Origin of the sequence: Brevibacillus centrosporus (assembly GCF_046622605.1) — a bacterium.
GTDB lineage: Bacteria > Bacillota > Bacilli > Brevibacillales > Brevibacillaceae > Brevibacillus > Brevibacillus centrosporus.
On sequence record NZ_CP176856.1, the window covers coordinates 5063979 to 5089292 of the forward strand.

Consider the following 25314-nt stretch of genomic DNA (forward strand, 5'->3'; position numbering starts at 1 on the left):
GCACCAGATTCATGAAGAATCCGGTGCTTTTTTCTTCTCCTGCCCGCTTCTAAAACGCCGTCATGCACATCGGTTTTTCCGAGGTGAGGAACAGCTGATGCAGCTGATCCGCATAAGCCATGTCCGAGAGCGTCACCAGACCATGCTTGAGCAGTCCTTTCAAAGTAACGGCTCCCATAACCAGGGACGACAGCTCGGCGATATCCACCTCCATCACAACATCGCCTGCAGCGTCATCCGTGATAACCGGATAGCCCTCCTCAAAGCGAATCGTCAGACTGCCGTCATTCTCCCGCAAAAACGTATCCCTGACCGTAAGCGCAAGCGTCAGTGTCTGGCCCCCGAAGCAGTGATGGGCAACCTGTTGAAAGAATCGCTTGACGGATAAGATCCGATACATGACCCCGACACCTTGCGTATTGCTTTCCAAATAAACATGAGGCAGGACTCGATAAGTCTCATTGCGGGGATCATCAAACAAAAAGTGAAAGTATTCGTCCTGCGTGTAAAAGACGACGCGATTGATTTGATCGGATTGCGAGTGCAGAAAGCTGCACATTTCCTGCAGCGCTTCTGGTGTCTCGTATACCCATTCCTTGATGATCAAATCGTTTTGCATGATGTTTTCTACGTTGATGTTTTTGAATGTGTACACCATATACCCCAGAACCTTGCCGTCCTTCCGAAAGCAGACGGTCCTGTGATCTGGATGCTCCACCAGCCGGGAGAGCTCCTCCCGCGATCTTTCTATAAGACCGTTTACCGTGCGCATAAAGCGCTGATAGCAAGCCGCGATCTCCCCACTATCGTCCGGTTTGGCAAAGAACAAATGGGCCTTCCCCGCGCCTTTCGGGAAATTACCCGGGGGAATACGATACTTGCTCATTTTTGTCCCCATGCCAAAGCCCATCTTTTTGTAAAAGTCGGTGCGAAACGGATACAGGAGCGCCATCGCTGCCCCCTTGTCCAAATAATGGCGGAGATAGGATTCGACGAGGTCCTTTGCTACCTTTTCTTTTTTATGCAGCATGTCTACTGCCACCATGCCGACTCCTCCGGCGAGCAGCGACACCCCAAACAGATTCATTTGAAAATCATAAAGGCGCATGGTGCCCAACAATTGCTCTTCTTCATACACGCCGTAAATACGCGAGCCAGAGTCGTCTGCCAACGTTTTTAGCATTCTTTCTTTAAAGCTCCGGATGCTGTCCGCCGTATTTAGCTTCAGACCAGGGTAGGCATTTCCAATCAGGGTGACAAGAGAGTCAAAGTCGGCTTCGGGTACTGGAATAACCTTCCGATTCATCAGAAATTACCCCTTCGTTTGCAGCTTCCGTACGGTTTCCCAGTCCAGCTTTTCAATAACCGCCAGCAGCAGTTTTTTCGCAGCCATAAAATCGGAACGGGAAGCGACAGCCTGATGCGAGTGAATGTAACGGGTAGCAAACCCAATCGCTAGGGATGGGCACCCCTTCCCGTTTACATGAAATTTTCCTGCGTCCGTACCTCCGCCCATCGATATTTCAAATTGCAGCGGAACGCCGATTTCTTTGGCAGTTTCTACAACTAAGCGTCTCAAGCCGACATGGGATACCATGGAGGAGTCGAGCAGCACCACAGTCGGACCTTCTCCCACCCTCGGGCCTTCATGGCTCTCCAGCCCCGGTGTATCGTAAGCGACTCCTACATCCAAGGCAAAGGCAATGTCGGGCTCCACCAGATTCGCCATCGTCGCTGCTCCCCGCAAGCCGACTTCTTCCTGGACGGTTGCCCCGGCATAGATCACATTCGGATGCGCTTTGTCCTGCAAATCAGCCAGCACTTCAATGGCCAACGCGCACCCGATGCGGTTGTCGATGGCTTTTCCTACCCACAAATCTCCTTTTCCCATGGTGAAAAATTCCGAGCAAGGCACGATGCTATCACCCGGCAGAACACCCATTTCCTCCGCTTCTTCCTTGTCTTTCGCGCCAATATCGATATACAAGTCCTTGAGCGGTACTACTTTTTCCCTTTCCTCCGGTGTGAGAATATGAGGTGGCTTTGAACCGATAATACCCACGACATCGCCATTTTTCGTCCGAATCTTTACGCGTTGGGAAAGCAGTGTATGCGGCCACCAGCCCCCCAGCTGTTGAAATTTGAGGAAGCCCTGCTTGGTAATCCTGGAAACCATAAAGCCTACTTCGTCCATGTGACCGGCAAGGAGAATTTTCGGCCCGTTTTCCACCCCTTTTTTTACCCCGAGCACGCTGCCTAAATGATCGGTCACGATTTCCTCCGAGATTCCCTCCAAATATTGATTCATGACCTCGCGTACGGCGTATTCATCGCCTGCAACCCCATCTACCTCCGACAGCTTCTTCATCATTGCGGTCTGCTGATCCAAATAAATCCTCCCTTTCTTACCTGCACATAGATTGGTTAGAATTTTCTAAATTCATTATACACTGTCTAGGATTCCTTTTTCAAAATATTTTTATCGATAAAAGTAAATCCCTGTCGTGAATGAAAGCAATAAGAGCCCTCACTGCCAAAAGCGAGAGCTCTCCTTCGTCCATTCTTTAATTCGTCCCTGCACTTCTTTTTTCCACGTTTGCTGTTCCAAGAGGTCTGCTGCAAGATCTACGTGAAGGAGCTGATTCACATCCCCGCGTGTTAACTGATAGATCGCATCAGGAAAACGGTAGCGAATCGTCTGCAGATTATCGATCAACGCAAAGGCAGCGATCGAGTTGTAGAGCAACGCAGAGCTCACCTGCTCCTCCCCGACATCAGCGGCCTTCTCCAAATAGTTGATCTCCAGCGTCAAATCATCTGGATACAGCTGAAACGTTCTTTTTACCCCGTTGAGCGGAAGGTGTGCATAGAGGTTCGTCAGATTGGACGCGTCCCCCATGTACTGGCTCTTGTAGGGCAGAATGGTGCTGACATCATGAGTCAGCGGGCTTTGCTGTTCTAGCTCGTAGCGGCGCTCTCTTTCCAGCTTGTTTGGTATGAGCACGCCTTGGATGTAGACGAGCAGCAGAACGCCTACCATCGCGAGTGCCACAATGACTTTATTCCGTGCAGCCATCCGCTTCCCCCACTTCGTATTTCATCAACAGCTTTGGCACCATGTGAAGAGCAAGCGGAATCAAGAGGGTGACGAAAGGCTTCAAGTAATCGATTGCGACATTGGCAAATTGATACGGTCCCGAAATGTGGATGGGTCGAGAAAACCACAGATTGCTGCCAAAGTGCAGAGCTGTCGTGTAAAACAGCGATACCCCCATCAAAAGCACCCAGAGCAGCCAACCGATTTTTCTTAGTCGCAAAGCCGCCTGTACGTTCATCCCTCCTGTTTTCCTATCGTATCGTTTGAGCAGCAGGAGTCCCCCATATACGATCCCGATTCCAAGGGCGATGAACATAAGCAGCGTGTTGCTGCCCGTCCCATTGCCTACAAACCGAAACGGCATGGTCACGATCCATGCAATTAGAGTAAACAGGAGCACTCGCTGAACCCACTCCACCCAAAATCGATACAGAAAAACACGCGGCTTTTCATCTAGCAGATGAGCAATAGAAGGGATATTGGCAATGGCGCTGCTTATCGCCGCTTCCCTGCTCACTCCACTCATCGTCATATCAGCGACCCGCGCCTGGAGATTGCTCAAAATCTCCTGCTTGAGCTCTTGAGCTTGCTTGCTTCCTTTATAGGTACGAAACAGGCGGTCCACATGCTGCTGTATTTTGTCCATATGTACTCACTCCTGCCTTTCCATGAGTTGATCGATCAACGCCCTGGCTACTTTCCAGGCAGCCAGGGCTTTTTCATAGGCCTCTGCGCCCTCCCCAGTGAGCCTGTAGTATTTGCGCCTGCCTCCCTGCGTCTCGTCCCCCCAGTAGGAGGAGATCAGCTTTTGGGCTTCCAGCCGCTTCAAGCTGGTATAGAGCGACGGCTCCTTCAGCTCGTACTGACCATCGCTGTTTTTGGCGATCGCCTTGATGATTTCGTAGCCGTAATTATCCCCTTCGGACAACACGCGTAAAATGATCGCATCGAGATGTCCGCGTATCATGTCACTGCTGATACTGCTTTCCCCCATCATGTTCACCTCTGGGTTCAATTTATCACATATTACTATGTGTGACAATGTACTATTTGTGATCTAGGTTCACGCCATAAAGAAAGCCCCCTGTTTTTCAGGGGACTTTGGTTGTATCGCTAATTTTTTACGCCTCGACCTTTTCCGCTTCCTCTACACTCGCCAGCTCGCGCCCCAGGAATTTGGCTACCTCTAGCATGCCGTAGATTCCAGCAGCAGCCTCTGCGTCCGAATTGTAGTTGGTGTTGGTGTTGATGTCATACGTAAAGATCTCGCCTGATTGGTTGCGGATGAACTCGATCCCTGCTACCTGAATGCCATTCGCAGCCAGGAAGCTCTCATATTTCTCGATGATCGGATCCTGGAAGTCTTTCACGATCTGGAATTTCGGCTTGGTCGGCACCTCTTCTCCTACTGGGCAGAACAGGTCCCCGATCTGGCAAGCGTCCGCCGGGCAAAGCTCGAAGCCTTCGGAGGTATCGACTTGCACAGCGTACACGAACTTCCCGCCTACAAACTCACAGCGAGTAATAAATGGCTGCGGTGCAGAAATGTATTCCTGAATGAGGGTGATACCATCCACCGGCTCATCAAAGGTCGGCCCGTTCACGTAAGACTCCAGCCCTTGCAGGGAGTGGAACAGCTGCACGCCAAGTCCTTTTCCGGCGCGATTGTGCTTTGTAATGAAGGATTGTCCTTCAAATGCTTTTGCCGCTTTCAGCAGCTGCTCTTTGCCTACCGTCGCGATTGTGCGAGGGGTGCGGATTCCATGACCTGTCAAAGCGAGGTATTGGGCAACTTTGCTCACTTCCAGACGAAGAGCGCTCGTCCCATTAAACACTTTGCGGCCATTGCTTTCCAGCCAGTTCAAAACAGCAGAGGTCAACTCAGGTGCATAGCGGTGGTCGCGTGTATGTGACGAAGCACTCATCCGGCTGTAAAACACACCAGTTGGCGGTTCTGCCGTCAAATCAACGGAGCCTTCGTCCAGATGCCATTCCTCATAAGGCAATCCCAGCTCTTGCAGACGCTTGGTCAAATGAACGGTCCATTCGCTGTTTTCATGGATGACGTAGATCTTTTTCATCGTTCGTTTCTCCTCTTTTCTGTTTCACTGCCCGTCTGGCGGGATGGACTAGGATAAAGTAGCTGCTGCCTCGGCACGCAAGCTTTCAACTACTGGCATGACTTCTTTGGAGAAGCGCTCCATCTCTTCCAGCTGTGGAGAGAACTGGAGCAGCAGCAGGTCTACACCCGCTTTTTCATACGCCAAAATGCGTTCAGCGATTTGCTGTGGTGTACCAACCAGGTTTGGACGCAAGCCGCGGTTCGATACCGAATAATCACGCAATTGAATCTGCTGCTCAAGCTGCGACTTGTTGATGAAGTCCTGGTAGCCTGCATAGCCGCTGTTTTCTTTAACATCCGTGATACGTGCCAGCTCTTCCATCGCTTCTTCCTCGGTCGGACGGCAAATGACGTAGGCGGCCATCCCAAAAGAAGAGAACGGCGCTTTGTCCGTCTGCTCGCGGCGCGCTTTCATGTCTTGAATCTTGCGTTCGACTTCTTCCGTAGTCCCGCCATGCATCACATACGCGTCGCATGTAGCGGAAATGACCTGCTTGCCGCGCTCGCTTTCTCCACCTGCGTACAGGATCGGATTTGGGCGCTGAACCGGCTTCGGCGCCAGTTTGGCATCCTGAATATCGTAGAACTTGCCGTGGTAGCTGAAGGTTTCCTCCGTCCACAGCCCTTTTAGCACATCGAGGAATTCCATGGTGCGTTCATAGCGCTCATCGTGCTCGGTGAAAATGCCACCGTATTGACGGGCTTCCTCTTCCCACCATGCAGATACGACGTTCAAAGTGAAGCGTCCATTGCTGATGCGATCGATGTTTGCTGCCATTTTTGCAGCGACTGCCGGATTGTGAAATCCAGGGCGTACCGCTGTCATGATTTCGATTTTTTCCGTAACTGCAGCCAATGCCGCAGCAGTCGACCAGGCTTCCAGCGAGTCCGCCTCGGGTCCTTTTATATCGTTCAAGTATAGTTCCGCAATCAGAGTCGTATCGTATCCCCATCGCTCTGCCGCTTGAATGACCGTCTTGGCGTATTCAAACGTCGGCGGCATTTTTTCATCTTCTACATTTCGGAGCCATCCACCAAAAATCGGTAACCAAAAGCCGTACTTCATAGCCCTCTTCTCCTTTGTCGTCGGGGTAAAAACAGAGAATATTGTGTAAAAAAGAAAGTAAAGTAATCCTACTATAAAAAGCGGATTACTTCAATATACTCTCTTTATACTTTCTATTCTTTATTTCCCGTTCCCTCTGACAAGGCAAAAGTGCACCGGCGCTTTTTTCCTGTTTATCCAAAACCTTACGAGGACAGGATAATAGATAATTCACCCTGGAATATAGCCCGCAAAAGGAGCTGAAGTACTATGTCTCGTCTGCGGTTCCGGCAGTTGCGTTACCCCCTCATCGCTTTGGCGGTGACGATCTTGCTACTCGGGACACACCATGAATATCGACTACATACTTCCTATGCAGCAGCACAGCGTACACAAACCGTGACGATCTCCAGTGCCGGCTTCTTACCCAATCAGATCGCCGTGCGAGAGGGAGAGCATGTCTCTTTGATGATCGTCAACACCGACACACGCCCGCATAACCTCGCGATCCGCGATCTCAATGTCACCTCGACCGAGCTTAAGCCCACTCAGTCTACCATGCTTCAATTTTCTGCGGAGAAAAAAGGGGAGTATTCCTTTGTGTCCGACTCCCCCGGCTATCCAGAGACCGGCTATCAAGGCAAGCTGATCATTGAGTAGCACTCACGCCTTCGTCTTGCTCTACCCGTTTCCATGGACCAAAGCGAATCACGAGGAGCGGAAGGATGCCAAGCGTGGTCACCACTCCGAAAAACAGGTAGATGGCCAGCGTGGAAAACTCGTCCTTGATCCACCCCGCCAAGAGATTACAGAGCATCGTTCCCAAACCGCTTCCCACAGAGAAAAAAACGGCGAGTGCTGTTACCTGTAGGGAAGCGGGCGTGTTTTCTCTCACGAATTGCGCCGCTGTCGCCAGGTAGAAGCCCACCGAAACACCTTGAATAAAAAAGATCAACAGAACAGCCGTCGTACTGGGAGCCGAGCTGTACCAGAACCAGCGAATGGCGGAAAAGATCGCAGCCCCCAGCAGGGTCGTTTCAATCCCCCACCTTCGGACAAAGTAGCCCGCCAGCTTCATGAACGGAGCTTCACTCCCCGCAAACAGCAGGAAAGCCAGGCCTACACCCGCCACCGTCCCACCGATCTCCTGGTAGTACAGAGAAAACCAGATGTTATTCGCATTGACCGCACCAAACATGCAAAAAGACGCCAGCAGGAAGAGCGAAAACCGTGGAATGCGCAGCAGCTGCTTCATGCCTTTAAAAATGCTGACTGTAAAGCGGGAAGATTCGGTCACTTCTCCCGGCAAACGCATCAAAAACAAAAACGCCGTGATCAGCGCCAGACAATACGAGATAAACAGAACAGAGGGCCCCCACCGCTCCACGAAAAGGCCGGTAACAAAAGCTGCAAGAGCGAAGCCAACAGCTCCCCACATCCGAATGTCACCAAATTGAAGCTGATGCTTTTTCGTATAATTTAAGGTCAAGCTGTCCGAGACCGGAATAATAGCACTTTGAAAAAAGGAAAGCAGGATGTACAAAAGAAAGACAAAAGCATAAGTGGATACAGCGGTGAATAAAAGCCCCACCAAGCCAGAAGCAAGGAGAGTACCCAAAAGAACCGCCTTCCGTATTTGGAAGCGGTCACAAATCATCCCCCACATCGGCTGGGCAACAATAGAAACGACAGGTGCAACCGCGCTAATCATGCCGATTTGGGTACCCGTTAGATGAATGGATTTGTAATACTGGGTAATGAGCGGAGAAAACGCCCCGAACCCGTAGTAAATAAAGAGGTAGAGGGCGCAGAAGCTGACGTATCTGCCTCCAGCGCCACCCAGAAATCTTCCAGAAAGAGATTCTGACATTTCGCTCCCCTATTTCACCGCCGGCAATATTTTCGCCATGTTAACGGTACGTTTCTTCTCCCATGTTTCCGGATTGCTTTCATCAAACTGCTCTAAATACGCAATGACTTCCTTGGTCAATGGCGTAGGTGTGGAAGCTCCCGAAGTAACGGCTACGCGCTGCTTGCCTTTCAACCACTCGACATCCAGCTCCGAAAGATCCGCAATGCGATAGGAAGGCACGCTGGCAATTTCCTCGGACACTTGCGCGAGGCGGTTCGAGTTGTTGCTTCGCGGATCCCCGACCACGATGCACAGCTGCGCTTCTCCTACCTGCTCCGCGACAGCTTCTTGGCGCACCTGCGTGGCCAGGCAAATTTCGTTGTGCACCTCTACGCGAGGAAAACGTTTGACGATCGCATCCATGAGATGCTTCACGTCCCATTGACTCATCGTCGTCTGGTTGGTCACGATGACCTTGTCAGTGGGTACCTCCAAGGCGTCCAGATCCTCCAGCTTTTGCACCAAGTGAACCTTTTCCGGTGCGATGCCGATCGCTCCCTCTGGCTCGGGATGTCCTTTTTTCCCAATGTATAGGACATGATAGCCGTCTGCCACTTTCTCACGTATCAGATCATGTGTTTTCGTCACGTCCGGGCAAGTCGCGTCCACGACAGTCAGTCCCTTGTCGCGCGCTTTTTTGCGTACCTCCGGTGAAACACCGTGTGCCGTAAAAATGATAGTACCCTCGTTCACCTGATCGAGCAGAGCGAGCCGGTCCTCTCCATCCAAGGTCTTGATTCCTTGTTTTTCAAACGCCTCCACAACATGAGCATTGTGAACGATCATACCCAGAATGTGAATCGGGCGTGGAAGGTCAAAGTTTTGCGCTGTCCGAAGTGCCAAGACCATGGCATCTACGACACCGTAGCAATATCCGCGGGGGGAAATCTTGATGACTTCCATCTATACCCCTCCTAATTTTTCAAATGACGTCATGCCCACTTATTATACCTTATTTGCCTGCACTCCGCTTCTGTTCATATACCTTCAAATTATTGTAAACAACCTTCAGCAGAGGTGTGGACAAGCCCCGTTTTTCTGCATGCTCCAAAAGATAGCCTTGCAAATGATCCCCTTCGACCGCCAAGCCTTTCTCCATATCCCGGAGCATAGATGACTTCATGGCAGCTCCCTGCTTTTGGAACGTCTCCATCTGCTTGTCGACGATGTCTGGACGGATCGGAGCTTCCAGCGCACGAATGACCGCGGCACATTCCTCTGCCAGCTGGCGCGTCAATTCCATTCCATATAAGGAATCGCGGATCGGACCGACAGCGGAATTCATCAAGGTCGTGATGCCGGACATCGTCGTAATGAACAAATATTTCTGCCAGGCGTCGCGCTGGATGTTGGTACTGGCCCGCATGGAACCGTTGATGCCACTGAACGCCTCCGCGATTTGCTCCACACGCTCGCTCAGTCCACCCTCCCACTCCCCAAAGACGGTTTCGTGGGTTGCGCTCGTCTGCACGACATCGCCATCCGCATTCAAAGTCGTTTCAATAAAGCACAAGCCACCCAGTACACGCTCGCGGCCAAAGCGCTCCCACAACAGTTCCATGTGGGCTATTCCGTTCAGGAGCGGGATCACTACGGTCTTCTCTCCGATGTAAGGAGCGATGTCGTTGATGCTTTCTTCGAGGTGATAGGCTTTGTTGGATAACAAGACTACATCAAACGGTCCACCTTCCTCACCGGACTTCATTAACTGCGGCCGCTCCAGATGGAAATCTCCATGGATGCTCTGGAGGCGAAGTCCGTTTTCCGCAAGTTGCTTGTATCTACGCTCCCGAACGAGAAAGGTTACATCTACTCCTTTTTCTGCCAGTCTTCCTCCGAAATAGCCCCCGATTCCACCTGCGCCCAAGACCAGTACTTTCATTCGCTATCCCCTCCACTATTAATCAAACAGTTCGTCTATATTCTACAAAAACGGAACTCTTTTCTGAACCCCGCAATATAATGTTAGAAATTCTAACACAAAACGTTAGAAAACCTCTTGACGAACGATGTCGGTAGTCGGTATAATTCCAAATATAAAATAACATTAAAAAACGAACTTTACTTTTCTTCAAATAAAAATAATTCGTGAATGGAGTGTTTTCTCTTGGATATGAAATCTGTCTTGTCCACCATTGACACTGAAAAAGTCGAATACGTTGACTTCCGCATCGTCGACATGCTCGGCCGCCAGCATCACGTCACCGTCCCTGCCTACGCAGTTGACGAAGGAACTTTCCGCAACGGTGTTGCTTTCGACGGCTCCAGCTTGACTGGCTACAAATCCATCGAAGAGAGCGACATGGTGGCGATGCCTGATCCGGCAACTGCCTTCATCGATCCTTTCGTAGAAGCGAAAACGCTGAACATCGTATGTAACATCGTAAACCCTGACTATACTCCATACGATCGCGACCCACGCGGCATCGCGCTGAAAGCAGAAGCTTATCTGCAACAACTGGGTGTAGCTACAGCGGCTTACTTTGGTCCTGAGTCCGAGTTCTTCCTGTTTGACTCCGTACGCTATGATTCCGGTCCATCCGGCTCCTTCTTCCATATCGATTCGGAGGAAGCCTTCTGGAACACAGGGAAAGAAGGACAAAACCTCGGCTACAAAGTGCGCAACAAAGGCGGTTACTTCCCTGTACAGCCTACAGATACGCAAGCAGACATCCGCAACGAAATGTGCACCCTGATGACCCAAGCGGGTATGTATGTTGAGCGTCATCACCATGAAGTAGCTACTGCTGGTCAAGGCGAGATCAACTTCCGCTTCGACACTTTGACTCGTACTGCTGACAATCTCTTGCTGTTCAAATACATCGTGCGCAACGTAGCTGCCAAACATGGCAAAACGGCTACTTTCATGCCAAAGCCAATCGTTGGCGACAACGGTTCCGGCATGCACGTTCACCAAAGCTTGTTTAACGGCGACACCCCTCTCTTCTACGAGCAAGGTGGTTACGCAAACCTGAGCGAAACTGCTCTGCACTACATCGGAGGCATTCTGCACCACGCACCTGCCCTGATCGCTTTGACCAACCCAAGCACCAACTCTTTCAAACGTCTGGTTCCTGGCTATGAAGCTCCAGTAAATCTGGTCTTCTCCAAAGGTAACCGTTCTGCTGCAGTCCGCATCCCGGTAGCTGCTGTTACACCAAAAGCATCCCGTATCGAGTTCCGTACGCCTGACTCTACTGCTAACCCTTACCTGGCATTCGCTGCCATGCTGATGGCTGGTCTGGACGGAATCAAGCGCAAGCTCGACCCACGCGAAATGGGCTTTGGTCCTATGGATAAAAACATCTACGACCTGTCCGATGCTGAGAAGCACGAAATCAAGAGCGCCCCAGGCTCTCTGGAAGAAGCATTGCTCGCTCTGGAAGCTGACCACGAGTTCCTCTTGGAAGGCGGCGTATTCACGAAAGAACTGATCGAAGGCTGGATCTCTCTGAAGCGCGGAGAAATCCAACAAGTGGAGCGCACCGTGAATCCGAAAGAATACGAGCTGTACTACGACCTGTAAGAAGCAAGCAGTATCATCCGGTTTCTTCTAGCCGGCGGCAGTTCTGAAGTAAGTTTCCATCCTCCATCTATATAGAATTTTCCAATTGGAAAAAGCCAATCTCTTCTCCCATGGAAGAGTTGGCTTCTTTTTTTGCCCCTCGCTTGACTTTTTTACGAAAACGTTGCTTGAAATTCCCTTACTAAATTCTCTTCTCCCGACGAACAATGATAGATAGGTCAAAATGAAAAGCAAGGAGAACTTATGGACCTTACAACACTAATGATTTCTGGGAGGTCGTTAATGGGAATTTTAAGTGGCAATCCTCAAAATGAACCCATGCACTATGGCGAAGTCTTTGGTATATGGAGTTATCTCACTACCACAAAAGGACTGCTTGTGGGTTATCAGACGTTCATCAACCATACTGGTGATAAGGACTTGAAAAACTTTTTGGAAGACCTTACCCAAAGTATGAGGCAGGAAATCCGTCAGGTAGAGGATCTTCTGAAGGTTAACAGCGTTGGATTACCTCCATCCCCACCTGAACGCCCTGTCGCGAACCTAGAGAGCATACCGGTTGGCGCCCGGTTCAATGACCCAGAAATTGCAGCCGGTGTTTCCAGAGATATTGCAGCTGGCTTGATAACGTGTAGCCAAATCATGGGGCAAGCCATCCGAGAAGATATCGGGATGATGTTTGGTCAATTCCACACGGCAAAAGCTCAGTTTGGTGGTAGACTTCTAAGAATCAATAAGGAAAAAGGATGGTTAGTGCCACCGCCACTTCATTTACAAACCCCCGAGCTCGTTCACGCTTGAGTTAAGGGCTTCCCCCCTCTAAGACCCACTTCCTTAGAGGGGGGTTTGAATTTCCACGAAAGGAAAGGAAGTTAGCAACAAATCAAACCTGGGCCTGGCCAAGTTTTTTATAATAATTCATATGATGCTTTTGCTGTAGCTCTACACGTTCCATCCTCATAGCGCTTAGGAACTTCTTCGTAGTTGAGCAATGGAAGCGTTACCCACCAAATATTACCCTTATGTATTACGCAACAATATAGATGGAGAAGATATCTATCGTTACTCTTGAAACGATTCGAGGAGGGATTGAATTGGTGAAATATCGCTGTTTTTACTGTGAACAAGAAACAGACAGCGTCCGCCAAATCACGTTTTTCCAAGGTAAACAGGATCGCGACGAACTTTTGTGTGATTCCTGTCATGCGGATTGGATTGAATCCCTGAAGAGTGAGCCGTAGACGGAGTAACGAACCCCACACCCACCTTCGTAGCAACCCTACAAGGTGGGTCGTTTATTCCCAACAACCCTGTGATGAGATTCGTAGTCTCGAGTGGCACTAAATATCAAAAGAAACCTGTCACGCGCTGATACCTTCACTTGGTACGTGCAATGAAGGTATGTCGTTAACTTGCCTATGCATCGCATGGCAAACGAGCCTATCATGCCTGCCTCTCCATGTAAAGCCGTTGTCGTAACCATCCGCCTGTTAAAAACCCATTTACACAAAAAAATTTACATTCCCCCTTCATAGTGATCAAGGATTCCAATACACATCCCGTCCATATAACAACCTGATTAAGAAATACAAGATGGTAGTCAGTATGTTGTTTTTGGCAAGTAAGAAATGTAGCAAATGGCAATTAAAAATGCACCACTTGCCAACCCCTAAATTATTTGCCGTGTAGTAGCGATTCTTTATACCGATGGCTTTCTCCATTAAAGACGATCAAATGAGAGTGATGAATCAAGCGATCGATTACTGCCTCTGTCAAAATAGGATCTCCAAATATATGATTCCATTGGCCAAACTGTAGATTGGTCGTGATAATAATGCTCTTTCTTTCGTAGCACATGGAGATAATCTGGAAAAGCAATTCTGCTCCCTGTTTGTGTAAGGGAATATACCCCAGCTCGTCGAGTATTAACAGATCTAACTTCTCAATCTGGTTGAAGAATCGGCTCAACGAGCCGGTCTCGTGAGCGTCTAACAGCCGATTGACTAATCCAGCGACAGTGAAGAACTTAATCTTTTTTCCCTGCTTCTGAATGGCATGTAAGCCAATGAGAGTTGATAAGTACGTTTTTCCCGTTCCCACACCGCCATAAAAGATCAAATTTTCTTTCTCCTCTATGAATCCACCATGAAGAATATGGTCCTGCGTGAGACCTTGTCCCATCTGAATATGGCCCCATTCAAATGGCTTTCCTGTTATTCTTGGCAGGGAAGACTGCTTGAAAAGCAGATTGATTTTTCGTTCTTCTCGTTGTTGTAGCTCTCTTTCTAAGATTCTGAGTAAGTACTCTTCATTTGTTTTCGCTTCTATCTCCAGGTAATGTTGCCGAACCCAACTCAACTTGAGACGCTTTGCATATTCCTTTATCAATGCTTCCACTAGTGATGACCTCCCGTTCCTTTAAAAAATTCATTATAATGGGCTAATCCTCTAGTGGCAGTTGGAACGGCAGGAACAAAACCTTTCGGTTGAATGGTATCCCTTTGTCCACGACCATTGATGAGTTGATAATAGATCTGCTTAATAGAATCAACGGATGGGTGGCCATTCTCGGAGGCAAGCTGCAAAGCTTGCGTAGGTATTTTCATATCATCGTCCTTTAGAATGACGGATAGCAGCTGGAGAGCTTCTTGCTTCTCTGGGACTGTACAATTCGAGAGATAGGTTTGCCATTCGATGGGCAATTGTTCATAAAAACTTGTGTATTTAATGGCAGTTGGCCGTTTTGCCATCAATGTCAAATATGGCTGCCAAATCACTGATTTTGGCTCTTTGCCATACAGCCTAGCATGCTGCACAATCAGCTCATATTCTTCCGTTAAAATATCCACTCGATCAAATAAGATCTTTGCCAAAACCGTACATTTGGCAAAACGAGGAGACGTTGAGTAGAGTTTATTTTCGACTCGGATATATCCGTATTTATCAGCTTTTACTCGTTCATATCGGATACAATCAAATTCTTTGGCAGGTAATTGAAGAAGGTGTTCCTTGTCTGCCAAATATAATTCGGAAAGCATCGTTTCTTTTACATAATGAGGTCGCTCCCGATCTTTCTCGGCTTTTTTCCACAGGGTTTCGTTTAGCTGATCAAGACTGTGTATCTGTAGCTCTGGCAGAAGAAAGTTGTTGCGAATGTACTTTACCATCGCCTCCACATGACCTTTTTCATTACCACTACCGGGATTACAAAACTCGTATTCAAAATCATAGTGAAAAACGAAGTTTTGGAATTCCTCTGTCAACTCCCGCTGACCGTTCGGCATGATTCTTTTCACCGCTGGTGATAAGTTATCAAAACGAATCACCTTAGGTACGCCACCTATGTAGTGAAAGATACGTTTTAGCCCCTCCAGAAAACATTCTCGGTTCTGAGACTGAAAAACTTGGAAGTAAAACGTATTGCTATGAGGAAATGAGAGAACGAGAAATGGCAAGGTAACACTTTCCCCCAGATATTTAAATGGTGCTTCTCCGAAATCAACCTGTGCTGATCCAGGTTTCGTCTCCAATGGCAATGCCGCAGCATCACTTGTCTCTACTAACTGGTGTTTTCGTTGAGAAACATATTGTCTGACAGAGCGAGATGATCCTGTAAATTGGTGTTCTTCCACTAATTGTGTATACAAGCGTTGTGCTGTTCTTCGGAACTTCTTTTTCTTTTTCAAGTCCTCTTTGATCCACTGATCAAGAATCGGTTTTACTGGTTCCATGACCCTTGCTTTTCGAATTTGCTTGGGCTTTTCTTGAAGATTGAAATCATCCATTTCTGCATACTTCTGAACCGTCCTCGAATCCCGATTCATTTGTTTTGCAATCTTGCTATAAGCTCGTCCTTTTTTGTTTGCCTCATGCCTGATATAATTAATTTCTGCCACTGCTAACATCTCCTAACTTTATACCTCCCGTCGTCAGTTTGCCCAACTGGGAGTGTATTTTGAGAAGGGGACGTTGGCAAGTGGTTTTTTTAATTTATGCAGCCCCTACGGGTCTGCATAAATTAACTGCCATAACCTACATTTTTAGTCTGCCATAAACAGTCAGTATGTCCCGAAAGGGAAACTGCTGGGATAATGCGAGTATGGAGAACTTCTTTAGTCATTTTAAATCCGAGTGCTTTAACCGCTGTACGTTCCGTACAGTTGACGAAGTGAAACGTGAAGCCAAACGTTACATCCATTTCTACAACCGTGAGCGTTTTCAGCAAAAATTAAACAACCTGAGTCCGTATGAATTCCGAACTCAGGTTGCTTAGAGTTTCTTTTTTATTTCCTGTCTACTTGACAGGGGTCAGTTCACAATGAGAATGCTTTTGTAAGAACCCTATCTAAAATCTTAAGCTTTTTGTCGACATATTTCGCTAATGCACCTACGCCAAAAATCACCCAACCATACCAAGGCATCGCTGAAACAAAAGCTTTTCCAAATAGGAACATGCCATTAAAGATTCCGGCCACTAAATCCCATTGATTAATTTCAAGCATATGATCTCCTCCTGCCAGTAATTCCGGCAGAAAGGACTTCTTTCCTACAACTTTCGACCGACATTTTCCGACAACCAACAGGATAAATATACCAAATAAGAGAACGAATAGTATGATTCACATTATTCGTAGGAGGTTGAAATTGCCATGTTTGACTACAAACACTATGTACCTGTTCTGAAGTGGAAGAGAGGTGAGCAAAAGGCTCTGGAATTTCTTGCCCAACCACTTAAACAAAACATGACACCTTTATTAGAAATCCCACCAATATCCTATGGCGAGGATGAAGATCGGACTTCAAAACTAGGAGCACAATTAAATGGAATTGGAAAGGACGTAACTCAGGCTTGGAATTTCCCCACTCCAGTTTTTATCGATTGTATACAATTAGAGGTTGATGAACAACTTTCAATGAGTAATGGTCAACACTTTTTGGAATACGTCATTGATGACATTGAAAGCTATGGAACAAAAGCAATTCCCGTCGCTAACCTTGAACACTACGACCCTTTTTTTGACGCGTTAAAAAACGTTACTAATCATTATGGTCGGGGCTTTTGCCTGCGCGTAAAGCGAAGTGACTTGAACGATTTAAATACCCTCACTTCCCATATTGACGGATTATTAACGTTCATGGACTTAACCCCTAAAGACGTTGATATAGTACTTGATCACGACTTTATGGGGGGAGATACTTCCTCAACAGCTTATTCTCAGTTGATACTAAACATCATTCAATTTCCGCATTTAACCCAATGGCGCACCTTTAGTATCATCGGCACTTCGATGCCAGCAATTCTACGGATGAAGCCGAATACCTTAATGGGAATTGAACGAGTTGAATGGAACGTATACGAACTAATTATTAAATTCAAAAATGGTTTGGGCAGGATTCCCACATTTGGTGATTATACAATTAGCAATCCCACATATGGAGAATTCGACCCTTCAATCATGCAAGTAGCTGCCACTATTCGCTACACCGTCCGTGACAAGTATCTAATTTTTAGAGGGGCTACAACTAGAGGTCCTGGTGGATTCCAGCAATATATTTCATTAGCACAGGATGTTGTCGCACATCCCGGCTATAGCGGTGCAGGATACTCTTATGGGGATCAGTATATTTTTGATTGTGCGCATCAACAAAACGGTGTAGGTACAGGCAGTCATGAAACTTGGCGTCGTGCAACAGTTAATCATCACCTTACTTTTGTTATTCACGAACTCGCCAACCTTCACGGCTCTTCAACGTCTGGTTCACCAGTTGCTTCAATTCAACCATAGGGATTTTCTCCACTAGTCTCTCATATAACACATTTTTGGGCTTGCTCAATATTCCTTGATGCAGGCCCTTTTCTTTTAAGAGAGTCAATACTTCATCACGCCAGAGTAATTGCACAAGAGAATAAGGGTCTTGCGAAGGATTTTTCCTTCCCCTTTTGGCATACTTCATTCTTGCCTGCCCTTTTTTGTTCGTAACGACGATGATACCCCACCAGTCAGGAATCATCTCTTTTACCTTTTCCAAGTAATCATCGGCAGTGACAATTGTGACTTTATCAAAGACCTTGTTGTAATCAAGCATCTGGGTCGGCAGTCTACTTAAGGTATCACTCTCACTCTTTATTTCATATCCATGAATTACTCCATTAACCACCGCAATATCAACTCGTGATTGCCCAAGGCAGACTCCCATCTCGTTAATTATAAGTGTGTCTGGTTCTTCCCCATGTTTCACTTGTAATTTTTCGAGAAGGACCTCTCGTACATCAGCGTCCTTTAACTTTTCCATTACTTACATCCCGTTCCTTAGTTTCTTGGCATTAGTATACTTTGACGTTTGTCTGTATATTCCTGCCTAAAATTATTCTCGCCCCGTTTCCGAGGCGATAATGGAGGGGTTCGCGAAAGAAAAAGTCCTTTCACATATAGTGGGCTTTCGTATGACAAATTCAAGGTGTCTCAGCTAATCCATTTCGCGAAAAGGTATATTCCACCTAACATGGCAGCTGCGTTACAAATTCCTCTTAGAAATCTTGGCACGACCGTATAAATGATTGTAAAGACCGCACAGAGTAATATTGCAAAGACAGCCAATTGCCAAGCCCCTGTTGTAGACCAAGGCTCATTTACTCGTAGATCTAATCCCATAAAGTCCTCCGTTATATTGCATATTGAGCATAAAGAAACCAGCAACCATATCCCGCACCAAGATAAATGATTGCTCTAATCGGCTTGGGTAGCCGGAATAGAACTTTACCGAAAATTACAGTCATTAAAAGCAACGGCACTAGCACCCATAATATAAATTTAAAAATGCCTCCCACCATGAGGTCAAGAATCGGCTCCATTTTCCCACTCCTTTTACAGTTCAATCTCACCTTGTCCCATTCCCTTTAATTGTAAAAAGAAAACAACCTATCCAACGAAGAATAGGCTGTTTGTAACTCGCTCTGAAATTTTTGACTGCGCGCGGGTGACTAAAGTCTGCACGCTGCTCTTCGTGATCTGCAGCAGGCGAGCTGTATCCTCGAAGGAGAATCCCTCGCCATGCGTAAGCACGTAGCATTCCCGCTCGCGATCCGTGAGGCAGGACAAAGCGTCTGCCAGTTGAAACCTCTGCCAATCAGTCAGGTTACAAGGGCTCCCTGCGGTGCTCCGCGAGACGAATCCTTGCATGCGCACTGGGTCCATCAATTTCTTCCTTTCATATGCAGCTCGCCGTTCGATCCCCCTTTTATTCCCTGGACAACGCCCTGTCTCCAGCCATTCTATTACGAATTCCGTGTCACCAACCATTTCACCTATGATCTGGCGCTCGGTTTTATTTTCATCCCCGTTACAGACAGCCTTTTCTCTTCCTGTTATCCTTTTTGCCTCTTCCAGACGAACCACTCGGATAGCATCGACAGAATCCTTCAGTTCGCTTTGCATGCGTTTCAGTGCCTTTTTGATCTCTTTGTAGCTCTTCAACAGATCGTGCATGAGAACCCCTCCCCAGCGCGTTTATTTACGTCTGTTACCCTTGTCCTTCAAAACTGCCTTGACCCTGTATCGCCCATCAGTCTGCGCAGCTGCTCGATTGACAGCACTTCGGCCGGCTTGTCAGGTGGCTGCTTGCGTTGACGCTCTTTGGCACGCTCCAGATGCTCCTCAAAGCTGATTGGATCGTTCTTTTTCTTTTTCTTGAACTTCAGCATGTCCCGGATCTTCGCCATGGCTTTTCCACCTCTCAGGCAAAATAAAAAGAGCGCCAGAACACACCCGTATTGGGTGAACATTCTGACGCCCTTTGCTTTTCAGTCAGGCTCTTTATTAGGCTTTGCGGTATCGTTTACGTTTGGTCTCTTCGGTCTCGAGTAGCTTATCATCCTGGGTAATGATTGTGAATCTGTGATGAGCTTCAAGCTTGCAGCTCTCCACGACATTTCCATCCTCGATGATGACGACTCTTACACCTCTTTCTCGGGGATATTTTACATCAACTCGAATAATGATATTGAAGCAAGCATGTACTTTTCATTTATTCCCTTGGGGAGGTAAGATAATGTAAAAAATTTTCCATTTGCATGAATTGTGGTTGCAATGAAGAAGAGATTTCAATATACAAATGCTCTGAATGTAAAACATTCTTCTGCGGCACATGCGCTGACCAAGGAATCTTCAGTACAAAATGCCCGAAATGCGATTCATCTGGAAGTAAAATGGGTCGCATTAGCTATTAAAGTTTAGATTAATGGCAAGCAAATTACCAATTTTCAACCAACGGGATCCTGCACTAGGATCTCTTGTTTTTTATACAATTCGTTTCATGATAATCCACCGTTATATCCTCCATCTATATAGAATTTTCCAATTGGAAAAAGCCAATCTCTTCTCCCATGGAAGAGTTGGCTTCTTTTTTTGTATCAAGTGGGGATATTTCAAAAGTGCTTACCTTTTCAAACATTTAACACTTTACCGCGCTATACTAACGATATTAATATAACAATTGCACTTATTTCACAAATCATATGTACCATTCTGAGGAGATGACTTGTCATGGAGCACTCCGTTCCACGTATTATCCCTCCCTCGCAATGCTATTCATGCGGGTGTCAAAAGTTTCATAAGGATGAGAGGAGAGTGTATACCTATCAAGACTACATAAACAACAACACCTTGATGGTTCAGGTACACCGCCGAAGATATCGCTGTGCGAATTGCGGTACGAAACAATGGGATCAAATATGCGGAGCATCCACGTACTCAAGAAAAACGTACCGGTTTATTTTCTGGGAAGCCTCTTTAAGTAGAAATGAAAAGAAATTCATCCACAAAAATATCTCCCTGTAGCAACATGAAATACGTAAGCATTGGTTGCCCTTCGATTCCACTTCCTCCTATACTGTCCATATTGGAAGATATAGGGAAGGGAGGTTTCTCATGAAGAAAAACACTGCTTTACTCGAACGTATACAGATAGCCAATCCTTTCCACATCGGAAGGATTGGCTTTTTTCAACTGGAACGGTTCTATCCGTTTTATTTACAGGGCAGTCCAGCCGCCATCGATCACCAGCTCTGCACCCGTCATAAAGCGAGATTCGTCGGACGCCAAATAGAGGGCTCCATACGCAATATCTTCCGGCTCACCGAAATAAGGGAGCTGGGTGTGCGCTTGATAATACGGAATCGCGCCTCCTTCCTCCATCGACGGCAGCCGATTTGGACAGGACGCGCAGGGCACCTTTGGCTGCCGTATACGGACTGGTCCCGGCCATGATAGAGCCGCCGCCCGCTTTTTGCATTTCCGAAAACACGTACATCATCCCGATCACGCAGCCGTTGAGGTTGATATCCGTGACTTTATTCCACTCGGACATCTCCATGTTGGCAATGGTGTTCGGACTAGAAATACCTGCATTTGTTCATATAATTAAAGCAATCGGCTACTTTCGGGCAACCAACACGTCTCTGCATTCCGTTGTTTTATCGTCACATCGCAGGTTTGTGTCGACGAAATGCGTGATGCGTACTCGGCAAATGCTCCGAGATGCGCTGGTGGAATTGATTCATGAGCAAGGCTATGAAAAGATTACCGTTCAGGACATTGCAAAAAGAGCGACGCAAAATCGCGCCACCTTTTACCTGCACTATCGCGACAAACTCGATCTGCTGGAGCAAAGCTCACAGGAAATCCTGCTGGATCTCGTGGAGAGTATGAACCTCTCCTATTCCAAGCAAGAGACGTTTGACATTCACAGCGAACAGCCGCATGACAAATTTGTCTACCTGTTTGAGCATATTTCGCAGAATGCCAAGCTGTACAAGGTCTTTCTGTCTGAAAAGAACATGCCGTACACGTCCAAATACATGGCTACGCAGCTCTTGCGGGTGGCTATTCTGGGGCCATATGCGGATAATCCGTTTATTAAATAGAGTAGCCGTCTCTCGGTTTCGTTCCCGAGAAACGGCTGCTCTCTGTTTTCCACTCATCATTTGTAAGAGACATTCCACGTTTCATGCAAGAAAAGAGAAATGCGATCGACTGACCTCTGAATCAGCGCCTCTCCCTTTTCACGACTCGCCAGACTGGGATAGCCAATCGTCCCTAATTCTGTCTTTGTACCGTACCGGGCGTATTTGATCACATCGGGGAACGAATCCTTCTGCTTCGGCACTTCATCTACCGCCTGCACCAGATCGACTAGCTCCGGATACAGGTAAAGCAGGACGGACGTTCCCGCTTCCCCGGCGTGGCCGTGCGCGACTTCTCCCGACTCTACGATCCCTTGATCCTGTGCCTTGATAAATCGCCAGCAGTCAATCTGCGCGCATCGCAGCTGTGGGCGTTCCCTCAGCGTTTGGGAGACGTGATTCACCATCGCCACATTCCCTGCATGCCCGTTGATAAACAGGAAGTTAGTAAAGCCCCATTTGACCAGGCTGTCTACCACATCTTTCAGATAGCCTTTGAAGCTATCTGGTGTAATCGTAATCGTCCCTGGAAAGTCATCGAGCGCAGAAGAATCTCCTACCTCCAAAGAGGGTCCGATGATTGCGTGCACGCGCTCAGCGACGAGCTCTGCAAGCTTCGTGGCGACAAGCATATCCGAGCCCATCGGCAAATGCGGGCCGTACACCTCACAAGCTCCTGTTGGGATGATGACCAAGTCTGTTTGCTTTTTACGCTCCAGAAACGTCGTCCAGCTCATTTCTTTCATTCGATTCGTTGCCACAGCCATGATAGATCTCCCCCCTATTGCTATTCATACAAGTGACAGGCGACAAAGCGGCCGTCCCGATTTTGAAACACTGGCTTCACGGTTTTGCATCTATCCATGACTGCCGGGCAGCGCGGATGAAACGTGCACCCCTCAGGTGGATTAGCCGGGCTTGGCACATCTCCGCGAAGAACGATCCGCTCTTTCTTGGCTAACGGATTGGGAGTGGGCACTGCCGATAGCAATGCCTGCGTATAGGGATGCTGCGGGGAATCAAACAGCTCGCGTTTGTCTGCCAGCTCCACAATCCTCCCCAGATACATCACACCGATCCGGTTGCTGATGTGCTTCACGACGCTGAGATCGTGCGCGATGAACAAATAGGTCAAGTCAAACTGCTCCTGTAGATCCTGCATCAGATTGATGACCTGCGACTGGATGGATACGTCCAATGCAGAGACCGGTTCATCTGCCACAATCAGCTTGGGGTTGAGTGCCAGCGCACGGGCGATCCCGATCCTTTGGCGTTGGCCTCCGCTGAATTCGTGGCTGTACCGCTTCGCATGGTAGCTGCTAAGGCCTACGACATTCAACAGCTCGTCGATCCGGCGGTCCTTTTCCTTTCCCCTCGCCATCTGATGAATCTCCAACGGCTCGGCAATAATATCGCCTACGGTCAGCCGAGGATCGAGGGAGGCGTACGGGTCCTGAAAAACCATCTGCATATCCCTGCGCATTTTCCGCAGCTCAGAAGCATTCATCCCTACCAGGTTTTTCCCCTCGTATCTGACCTCGCCTTCTGTCGGCGCTAGAAGCTGCAGAAGCAATCTCCCCGTCGTTGATTTGCCGCAGCCGCTTTCTCCGACCAACCCGAGGGTCTCCCCTTTGTAAATAGAAAAATCGACACCGTCTACCGCCTTTACATGCCCGGCAGTACGGCTGAAAACGCCCTTTTTAATCGGGAAGTACTTTTTTAGATTCTTCACTTCAATGAACGGCTGGTTCATGCCCTGTCCTCCCCTCCGCTGATGTATGCAGAAAGCAACGGCTAAAATGGCCCAGCTCGATCTCTTGCAGAGGAGGAGACTGCTCCCGACAAATGGCCATCGCGTGCTCGCAACGGGGAGCAAAGCTGCACCCGATTCGCAGGCTTCCTTGGGCAGGGACACTTCCTTTGATGGAGTAAAGCCGCTTCTCCTCTGAGTCGAGCGTAGGCATGGACTTCATCAGACCTTGCGTGTACGGATGACGCGGATGGGTGAACAGCGTGACGACATCGCTCTCCTCCACCACTCTCCCGTCGTACATGACCACCACCCGGTCACACATCTCCGCGACGACACCCAGATCGTGTGTAATGAGCAGAATCGCGGTTCCCTTCGAGGCTTTCAGTTCACTCATCAAATCGAGGATTTGCGCCTGGATCGTTACATCCAAAGCCGTTGTAGGCTCATCTGCGATCAACAGCTTGGGATCGCATGCCATCGCCATGGCAATCATTACCCGCTGCCTCATCCCGCCTGACAAACGATGCGGGTATTCGTCGACGATTTGCTCCGCCCGCGGAATCCCTACCAGCTTGAGCATTTCCACAGCCCGCGCTCGTGCCTGTGCTTTGCTGTAGTTCCGGTGGATACGGACCGCTTCCCCGATCTGATCTCCTATCGTAAATACGGGGTTCAGAGAAGTCATCGGCTCTTGAAAAATCATGGCCATCTCGTTTCCCCGAATCTCTCTCATCTCTTCTTCCGACAAGCCCAGGATTTCTTTCCCGTCAAACGTAATCGAACCTTCCACTACCTTACCCGGCGTCAATCGCATCGCTGTTAAGGAGGTTACGCTTTTACCGGAGCCAGACTCGCCCACGATCCCTACCGTCTCTCCCGCGCGAATACTGATGTCCACGCCATCGACTGCAGCCACTACCCCTTCATCCGTATAAAAGTACGTCTTCAGACCTTTGATCTCTAGCAGTTTGCGCTCCAATGCTGATCCCCCCTCCTCACAGCTTCATCTTCGGATCCAGCGCATCGCGCAGACCGTCTCCCAGCATATTGAAAGCGAGCACCATGAACATAATCGCCAATCCAGGTATCGTGCTCACGTGAGGTGCTGTTCGCAAATACTCTCGACCTGTGCTGAGCATGGCTCCCCATTCGGGTGTCGGCGGCTGTGCCCCCATTCCGAGAAAGCTGAGACCCGAGGCTGTAAGAATCGCGGTTGCAATCCGCATGGTAGACAAGACGATGATCGGTGCCACGCTATTTGGCAGCACGTGCTTAAAGATCACTCTCGCATGGCTCGCTCCCATGGATTTGGCCGCTTCGATGAACTCCTTGTTCTTTACCGAGATGACCGCACTGCGGGAAATCCGCGCGAAGGTCGGTACCGAGAATATCCCGATGGCGATCATGACATTCACCATGCCCGGTCCGAGTACGCTTACGATAGCCAGCGCCAGAAGAAAGCTGGGGAACGCCATGAAAATATCCATGATTCGCATGATGAACATATCTGTCCGACCGCCAAAATAGCCGGAGACCGTTCCCAGCCCTACGCCAATGACGACGGAAATCAACACGCCGACAATCCCGATCATCAACGAGATTTGCGAGCCATAAATAATCCGCGACAAAATGTCACGACCGTATTCATCCGTCCCAAAAAGATGGTCGGCGGAAGGAGGCTGCAGGATCACGTCCATGTTTTGCTCGATCGGGTCGTAAGGGGCAATCGCTTGTGCAAAAACGGCAATCCCGACAAAGACCACGACCATCCAAAAACCGACGAGTGCTCGTTTGTTTTTTCGAAATCGGCGCAGCATGGAGGCCCATGGCGAACGCCGCTGATAGGACACTTCTGCTGCTTGGGTAGCTACCTGTACACTGACATCCGTATCGCTCAT

General features: G+C 48.4%; 29 protein-coding genes. 6 read left to right on the plus strand and 23 right to left on the minus strand.

Annotation, left to right across the window (positions count from 1 at the left end; translation table 11 throughout):
• Positions 1-49: 49 nt before the first annotated feature.
• The 7 genes from eis to ACLIN2_RS25540 form a co-directional block, all read right to left on the minus strand.
• Entirely contained in the window at positions 50-1306 is a 1257-nt protein-coding gene (gene eis / locus ACLIN2_RS25510; protein ID WP_411502509.1) for a GNAT family N-acetyltransferase, read from the minus strand.
• A gap of 6 nt (positions 1307-1312) precedes the next feature.
• The gene (locus ACLIN2_RS25515; protein ID WP_411504597.1) at positions 1313-2371 is read right to left on the minus strand and encodes a M42 family metallopeptidase; all 1059 of its coding nucleotides are present in this window, start codon (positions 2369-2371) and stop codon (positions 1313-1315) included.
• A 156-nt stretch (positions 2372-2527) separates the two neighbouring features.
• Complete coding sequence (locus ACLIN2_RS25520; protein ID WP_092273171.1) at positions 2528-3076, minus strand: DUF4825 domain-containing protein; 549 nt, start codon at positions 3074-3076, stop codon at positions 2528-2530.
• The gene (locus ACLIN2_RS25525; RefSeq protein ID WP_411502510.1) at positions 3060-3743 is read right to left on the minus strand and encodes a permease prefix domain 1-containing protein; all 684 of its coding nucleotides are present in this window, start codon (positions 3741-3743) and stop codon (positions 3060-3062) included. Before ACLIN2_RS25525 ends, ACLIN2_RS25520 begins: the two co-directional genes overlap by 17 nt.
• A 6-nt stretch (positions 3744-3749) precedes the next feature.
• Complete coding sequence (locus tag ACLIN2_RS25530) at positions 3750-4091, minus strand: PadR family transcriptional regulator (RefSeq protein WP_092273165.1); 342 nt, start codon at positions 4089-4091, stop codon at positions 3750-3752.
• 127 nt (positions 4092-4218) lie between these two features.
• Positions 4219-5178, minus strand: coding sequence for an ATP-grasp domain-containing protein (locus ACLIN2_RS25535; protein WP_411502511.1), 960 nt, complete (start codon positions 5176-5178; stop codon positions 4219-4221).
• 48 nt (positions 5179-5226) lie between these two features.
• The gene (locus tag ACLIN2_RS25540; RefSeq protein ID WP_092273149.1) at positions 5227-6285 is read right to left on the minus strand and encodes an LLM class flavin-dependent oxidoreductase; all 1059 of its coding nucleotides are present in this window, start codon (positions 6283-6285) and stop codon (positions 5227-5229) included.
• A 249-nt stretch (positions 6286-6534) separates the two neighbouring features.
• Here ACLIN2_RS25540 and ACLIN2_RS25545 point away from each other — a divergent pair, with 249 nt between their 5' ends.
• Positions 6535-6924, plus strand: coding sequence for a cupredoxin domain-containing protein (locus ACLIN2_RS25545; RefSeq protein ID WP_092273146.1), 390 nt, complete (start codon positions 6535-6537; stop codon positions 6922-6924).
• On the opposite strand, the gene ACLIN2_RS25550 is transcribed toward ACLIN2_RS25545, so the two are convergent.
• From ACLIN2_RS25550 to panE, 3 genes are read right to left on the minus strand one after another with little or no spacing between them, the layout of a single operon-like run.
• Entirely contained in the window at positions 6914-8134 is a 1221-nt protein-coding gene (locus tag ACLIN2_RS25550) for an MFS transporter (protein ID WP_411502512.1), read from the minus strand. The genes ACLIN2_RS25545 and ACLIN2_RS25550 overlap by 11 nt on opposite strands.
• A 9-nt stretch (positions 8135-8143) precedes the next feature.
• On the minus strand, positions 8144-9079 hold the full coding sequence (locus ACLIN2_RS25555) for a 4-hydroxy-3-methylbut-2-enyl diphosphate reductase (RefSeq protein WP_092273140.1): 936 nt from the start codon (positions 9077-9079) through the stop codon (positions 8144-8146).
• A gap of 49 nt (positions 9080-9128) precedes the next feature.
• Positions 9129-10058 carry a 2-dehydropantoate 2-reductase gene (gene panE, locus ACLIN2_RS25560; RefSeq protein WP_411502513.1) on the minus strand — a complete coding sequence of 310 codons (930 nt, stop codon included), beginning with the start codon at positions 10056-10058 and terminating at the stop codon, positions 9129-9131.
• Positions 10059-10283: 225 nt separating this feature from the next.
• Between panE and glnA the strand changes: the two genes are divergently transcribed.
• Together glnA and ACLIN2_RS25570 are read left to right on the plus strand one after the other, a co-directional pair.
• Positions 10284-11702: a type I glutamate--ammonia ligase gene (gene glnA, locus ACLIN2_RS25565; RefSeq protein WP_092273134.1), complete on the plus strand. Its 1419-nt coding sequence runs from the start codon at positions 10284-10286 to the stop codon at positions 11700-11702.
• A gap of 282 nt (positions 11703-11984) precedes the next feature.
• Positions 11985-12503 carry a DUF3231 family protein gene (locus tag ACLIN2_RS25570; protein ID WP_411502514.1) on the plus strand — a complete coding sequence of 173 codons (519 nt, stop codon included), beginning with the start codon at positions 11985-11987 and terminating at the stop codon, positions 12501-12503.
• An 873-nt stretch (positions 12504-13376) separates the two neighbouring features.
• Here the strand turns inward: ACLIN2_RS25570 and istB are convergent.
• Both istB and istA read right to left on the minus strand, forming a co-directional pair.
• Positions 13377-14099: an IS21-like element helper ATPase IstB gene (istB, locus tag ACLIN2_RS25575; RefSeq protein WP_411502515.1), complete on the minus strand. Its 723-nt coding sequence runs from the start codon at positions 14097-14099 to the stop codon at positions 13377-13379.
• Positions 14099-15607, minus strand: a complete 1509-nt coding sequence (gene istA, locus ACLIN2_RS25580; RefSeq protein ID WP_411502516.1) for an IS21 family transposase — start codon at positions 15605-15607, stop codon at positions 14099-14101. Before istA ends, istB begins: the two co-directional genes overlap by 1 nt.
• A gap of 158 nt (positions 15608-15765) precedes the next feature.
• Here istA and ACLIN2_RS25585 point away from each other — a divergent pair, with 158 nt between their 5' ends.
• Positions 15766-15975 carry an IS3 family transposase gene (locus ACLIN2_RS25585; protein ID WP_175530572.1) on the plus strand — a complete coding sequence of 70 codons (210 nt, stop codon included), beginning with the start codon at positions 15766-15768 and terminating at the stop codon, positions 15973-15975.
• Positions 15976-16015: 40 nt separating this feature from the next.
• On the opposite strand, the gene ACLIN2_RS25590 is transcribed toward ACLIN2_RS25585, so the two are convergent.
• Positions 16016-16204, minus strand: a complete 189-nt coding sequence (locus ACLIN2_RS25590) for a hypothetical protein (protein WP_092273128.1) — start codon at positions 16202-16204, stop codon at positions 16016-16018.
• Between the two features lie 147 nt (positions 16205-16351).
• Between ACLIN2_RS25590 and ACLIN2_RS25595 the strand changes: the two genes are divergently transcribed.
• The gene (locus ACLIN2_RS25595) at positions 16352-17488 is read left to right on the plus strand and encodes a beta family protein (RefSeq protein ID WP_411502517.1); all 1137 of its coding nucleotides are present in this window, start codon (positions 16352-16354) and stop codon (positions 17486-17488) included.
• On the opposite strand, the gene ACLIN2_RS25600 is transcribed toward ACLIN2_RS25595, so the two are convergent.
• The 6 genes from ACLIN2_RS25600 to ACLIN2_RS25625 all read right to left on the minus strand — a co-directional run bounded on the left by ACLIN2_RS25600 (position 17418) and on the right by ACLIN2_RS25625 (position 21074).
• On the minus strand, positions 17418-17996 hold the full coding sequence (locus tag ACLIN2_RS25600; protein ID WP_092273122.1) for a sce7726 family protein: 579 nt from the start codon (positions 17994-17996) through the stop codon (positions 17418-17420). The two genes, ACLIN2_RS25595 and ACLIN2_RS25600, sit on opposite strands and share 71 nt — an antisense overlap.
• Before the next feature lie 370 nt (positions 17997-18366).
• Entirely contained in the window at positions 18367-18555 is a 189-nt protein-coding gene (locus tag ACLIN2_RS25605; RefSeq protein ID WP_092273117.1) for a hypothetical protein, read from the minus strand.
• A 67-nt stretch (positions 18556-18622) separates the two neighbouring features.
• Positions 18623-19189: a sigma factor-like helix-turn-helix DNA-binding protein gene (locus ACLIN2_RS25610; RefSeq protein ID WP_411502518.1), complete on the minus strand. Its 567-nt coding sequence runs from the start codon at positions 19187-19189 to the stop codon at positions 18623-18625.
• 47 nt (positions 19190-19236) lie between these two features.
• Positions 19237-19422: a hypothetical protein gene (locus tag ACLIN2_RS25615; RefSeq protein ID WP_092273111.1), complete on the minus strand. Its 186-nt coding sequence runs from the start codon at positions 19420-19422 to the stop codon at positions 19237-19239.
• Positions 19423-20731: 1309 nt separating this feature from the next.
• Positions 20732-20896, minus strand: a complete 165-nt coding sequence (locus ACLIN2_RS25620; protein ID WP_258957810.1) for an SDR family oxidoreductase — start codon at positions 20894-20896, stop codon at positions 20732-20734.
• The gene (locus tag ACLIN2_RS25625) at positions 20835-21074 is read right to left on the minus strand and encodes an SDR family NAD(P)-dependent oxidoreductase (protein WP_411502519.1); all 240 of its coding nucleotides are present in this window, start codon (positions 21072-21074) and stop codon (positions 20835-20837) included. Before ACLIN2_RS25625 ends, ACLIN2_RS25620 begins: the two co-directional genes overlap by 62 nt.
• Positions 21075-21228: 154 nt before the next feature.
• On the opposite strand from ACLIN2_RS25625, the gene ACLIN2_RS25630 reads away from it, so the two are divergent.
• Complete coding sequence (locus ACLIN2_RS25630) at positions 21229-21624, plus strand: TetR/AcrR family transcriptional regulator (RefSeq protein WP_411504598.1); 396 nt, start codon at positions 21229-21231, stop codon at positions 21622-21624.
• A 56-nt stretch (positions 21625-21680) separates the two neighbouring features.
• On the opposite strand, the gene ACLIN2_RS25635 is transcribed toward ACLIN2_RS25630, so the two are convergent.
• Genes ACLIN2_RS25635 through nikC form a run of 4 tightly spaced genes read right to left on the minus strand, consistent with a single transcriptional unit; the run spans position 21681 to position 25314 of the window.
• A complete protein-coding gene (locus ACLIN2_RS25635) occupies positions 21681-22430 on the minus strand; it encodes a creatininase family protein (RefSeq protein ID WP_411502520.1) in 750 nt (249 codons plus the stop codon).
• Positions 22431-22450: 20 nt separating this feature from the next.
• The gene (locus ACLIN2_RS25640) at positions 22451-23416 is read right to left on the minus strand and encodes an ABC transporter ATP-binding protein (RefSeq protein ID WP_411502521.1); all 966 of its coding nucleotides are present in this window, start codon (positions 23414-23416) and stop codon (positions 22451-22453) included.
• On the minus strand, positions 23397-24395 hold the full coding sequence (locus ACLIN2_RS25645; RefSeq protein WP_411502522.1) for an ABC transporter ATP-binding protein: 999 nt from the start codon (positions 24393-24395) through the stop codon (positions 23397-23399). Before ACLIN2_RS25645 ends, ACLIN2_RS25640 begins: the two co-directional genes overlap by 20 nt.
• 16 nt (positions 24396-24411) lie before the next feature.
• Positions 24412-25314: a nickel transporter permease gene (gene nikC / locus ACLIN2_RS25650; protein ID WP_092273096.1), complete on the minus strand. Its 903-nt coding sequence runs from the start codon at positions 25312-25314 to the stop codon at positions 24412-24414.

Bases quoted from the DNA above. Each gene is read 5' to 3' on its own strand.
- ACLIN2_RS25525 (WP_411502510.1), bottom strand. From the start codon at position 3,743: ATGGACAAAATACAGCAGCATGTGGACCGCCTGTTTCGTACCTATAAA.
- ACLIN2_RS25540 (WP_092273149.1), bottom strand. From the start codon at position 6,285: ATGAAGTACGGCTTTTGGTTACCGATTTTTGGTGGATGGCTCCGAAAT.
- istA (WP_411502516.1), bottom strand. From the start codon at position 15,607: ATGTTAGCAGTGGCAGAAATTAATTATATCAGGCATGAGGCAAACAAA.
- panE (WP_411502513.1), bottom strand. From the start codon at position 10,058: ATGAAAGTACTGGTCTTGGGCGCAGGTGGAATCGGGGGCTATTTCGGA.
- ACLIN2_RS25610 (WP_411502518.1), bottom strand. From the start codon at position 19,189: ATGCACGATCTGTTGAAGAGCTACAAAGAGATCAAAAAGGCACTGAAA.
- eis (WP_411502509.1), bottom strand. From the start codon at position 1,306: ATGAATCGGAAGGTTATTCCAGTACCCGAAGCCGACTTTGACTCTCTT.
- ACLIN2_RS25515 (WP_411504597.1), bottom strand. From the start codon at position 2,371: ATGATGAAGAAGCTGTCGGAGGTAGATGGGGTTGCAGGCGATGAATAC.
- ACLIN2_RS25595 (WP_411502517.1), top strand. From the start codon at position 16,352: ATGTTTGACTACAAACACTATGTACCTGTTCTGAAGTGGAAGAGAGGT.
- ACLIN2_RS25550 (WP_411502512.1), bottom strand. From the start codon at position 8,134: ATGTCAGAATCTCTTTCTGGAAGATTTCTGGGTGGCGCTGGAGGCAGA.
- ACLIN2_RS25630 (WP_411504598.1), top strand. From the start codon at position 21,229: ATGCTCCGAGATGCGCTGGTGGAATTGATTCATGAGCAAGGCTATGAA.
- ACLIN2_RS25585 (WP_175530572.1), top strand. From the start codon at position 15,766: ATGTCCCGAAAGGGAAACTGCTGGGATAATGCGAGTATGGAGAACTTC.
- ACLIN2_RS25625 (WP_411502519.1), bottom strand. From the start codon at position 21,074: ATGGAGATGTCCGAGTGGAATAAAGTCACGGATATCAACCTCAACGGC.
- ACLIN2_RS25535 (WP_411502511.1), bottom strand. From the start codon at position 5,178: ATGAAAAAGATCTACGTCATCCATGAAAACAGCGAATGGACCGTTCAT.
- ACLIN2_RS25620 (WP_258957810.1), bottom strand. From the start codon at position 20,896: ATGGAGGAAGGAGGCGCGATTCCGTATTATCAAGCGCACACCCAGCTC.
- ACLIN2_RS25635 (WP_411502520.1), bottom strand. From the start codon at position 22,430: ATGGCTGTGGCAACGAATCGAATGAAAGAAATGAGCTGGACGACGTTT.
- ACLIN2_RS25520 (WP_092273171.1), bottom strand. From the start codon at position 3,076: ATGGCTGCACGGAATAAAGTCATTGTGGCACTCGCGATGGTAGGCGTT.
- ACLIN2_RS25545 (WP_092273146.1), top strand. From the start codon at position 6,535: ATGTCTCGTCTGCGGTTCCGGCAGTTGCGTTACCCCCTCATCGCTTTG.
- ACLIN2_RS25640 (WP_411502521.1), bottom strand. From the start codon at position 23,416: ATGAACCAGCCGTTCATTGAAGTGAAGAATCTAAAAAAGTACTTCCCG.
- ACLIN2_RS25605 (WP_092273117.1), bottom strand. From the start codon at position 18,555: ATGGAGCCGATTCTTGACCTCATGGTGGGAGGCATTTTTAAATTTATA.
- ACLIN2_RS25600 (WP_092273122.1), bottom strand. From the start codon at position 17,996: ATGGAAAAGTTAAAGGACGCTGATGTACGAGAGGTCCTTCTCGAAAAA.
- ACLIN2_RS25570 (WP_411502514.1), top strand. From the start codon at position 11,985: ATGGGAATTTTAAGTGGCAATCCTCAAAATGAACCCATGCACTATGGC.
- ACLIN2_RS25590 (WP_092273128.1), bottom strand. From the start codon at position 16,204: ATGCTTGAAATTAATCAATGGGATTTAGTGGCCGGAATCTTTAATGGC.
- ACLIN2_RS25615 (WP_092273111.1), bottom strand. From the start codon at position 19,422: ATGGCGAAGATCCGGGACATGCTGAAGTTCAAGAAAAAGAAAAAGAAC.
- nikC (WP_092273096.1), bottom strand. From the start codon at position 25,314: ATGAGCGATACGGATGTCAGTGTACAGGTAGCTACCCAAGCAGCAGAA.
- ACLIN2_RS25555 (WP_092273140.1), bottom strand. From the start codon at position 9,079: ATGGAAGTCATCAAGATTTCCCCCCGCGGATATTGCTACGGTGTCGTA.
- ACLIN2_RS25530 (WP_092273165.1), bottom strand. From the start codon at position 4,091: ATGGGGGAAAGCAGTATCAGCAGTGACATGATACGCGGACATCTCGAT.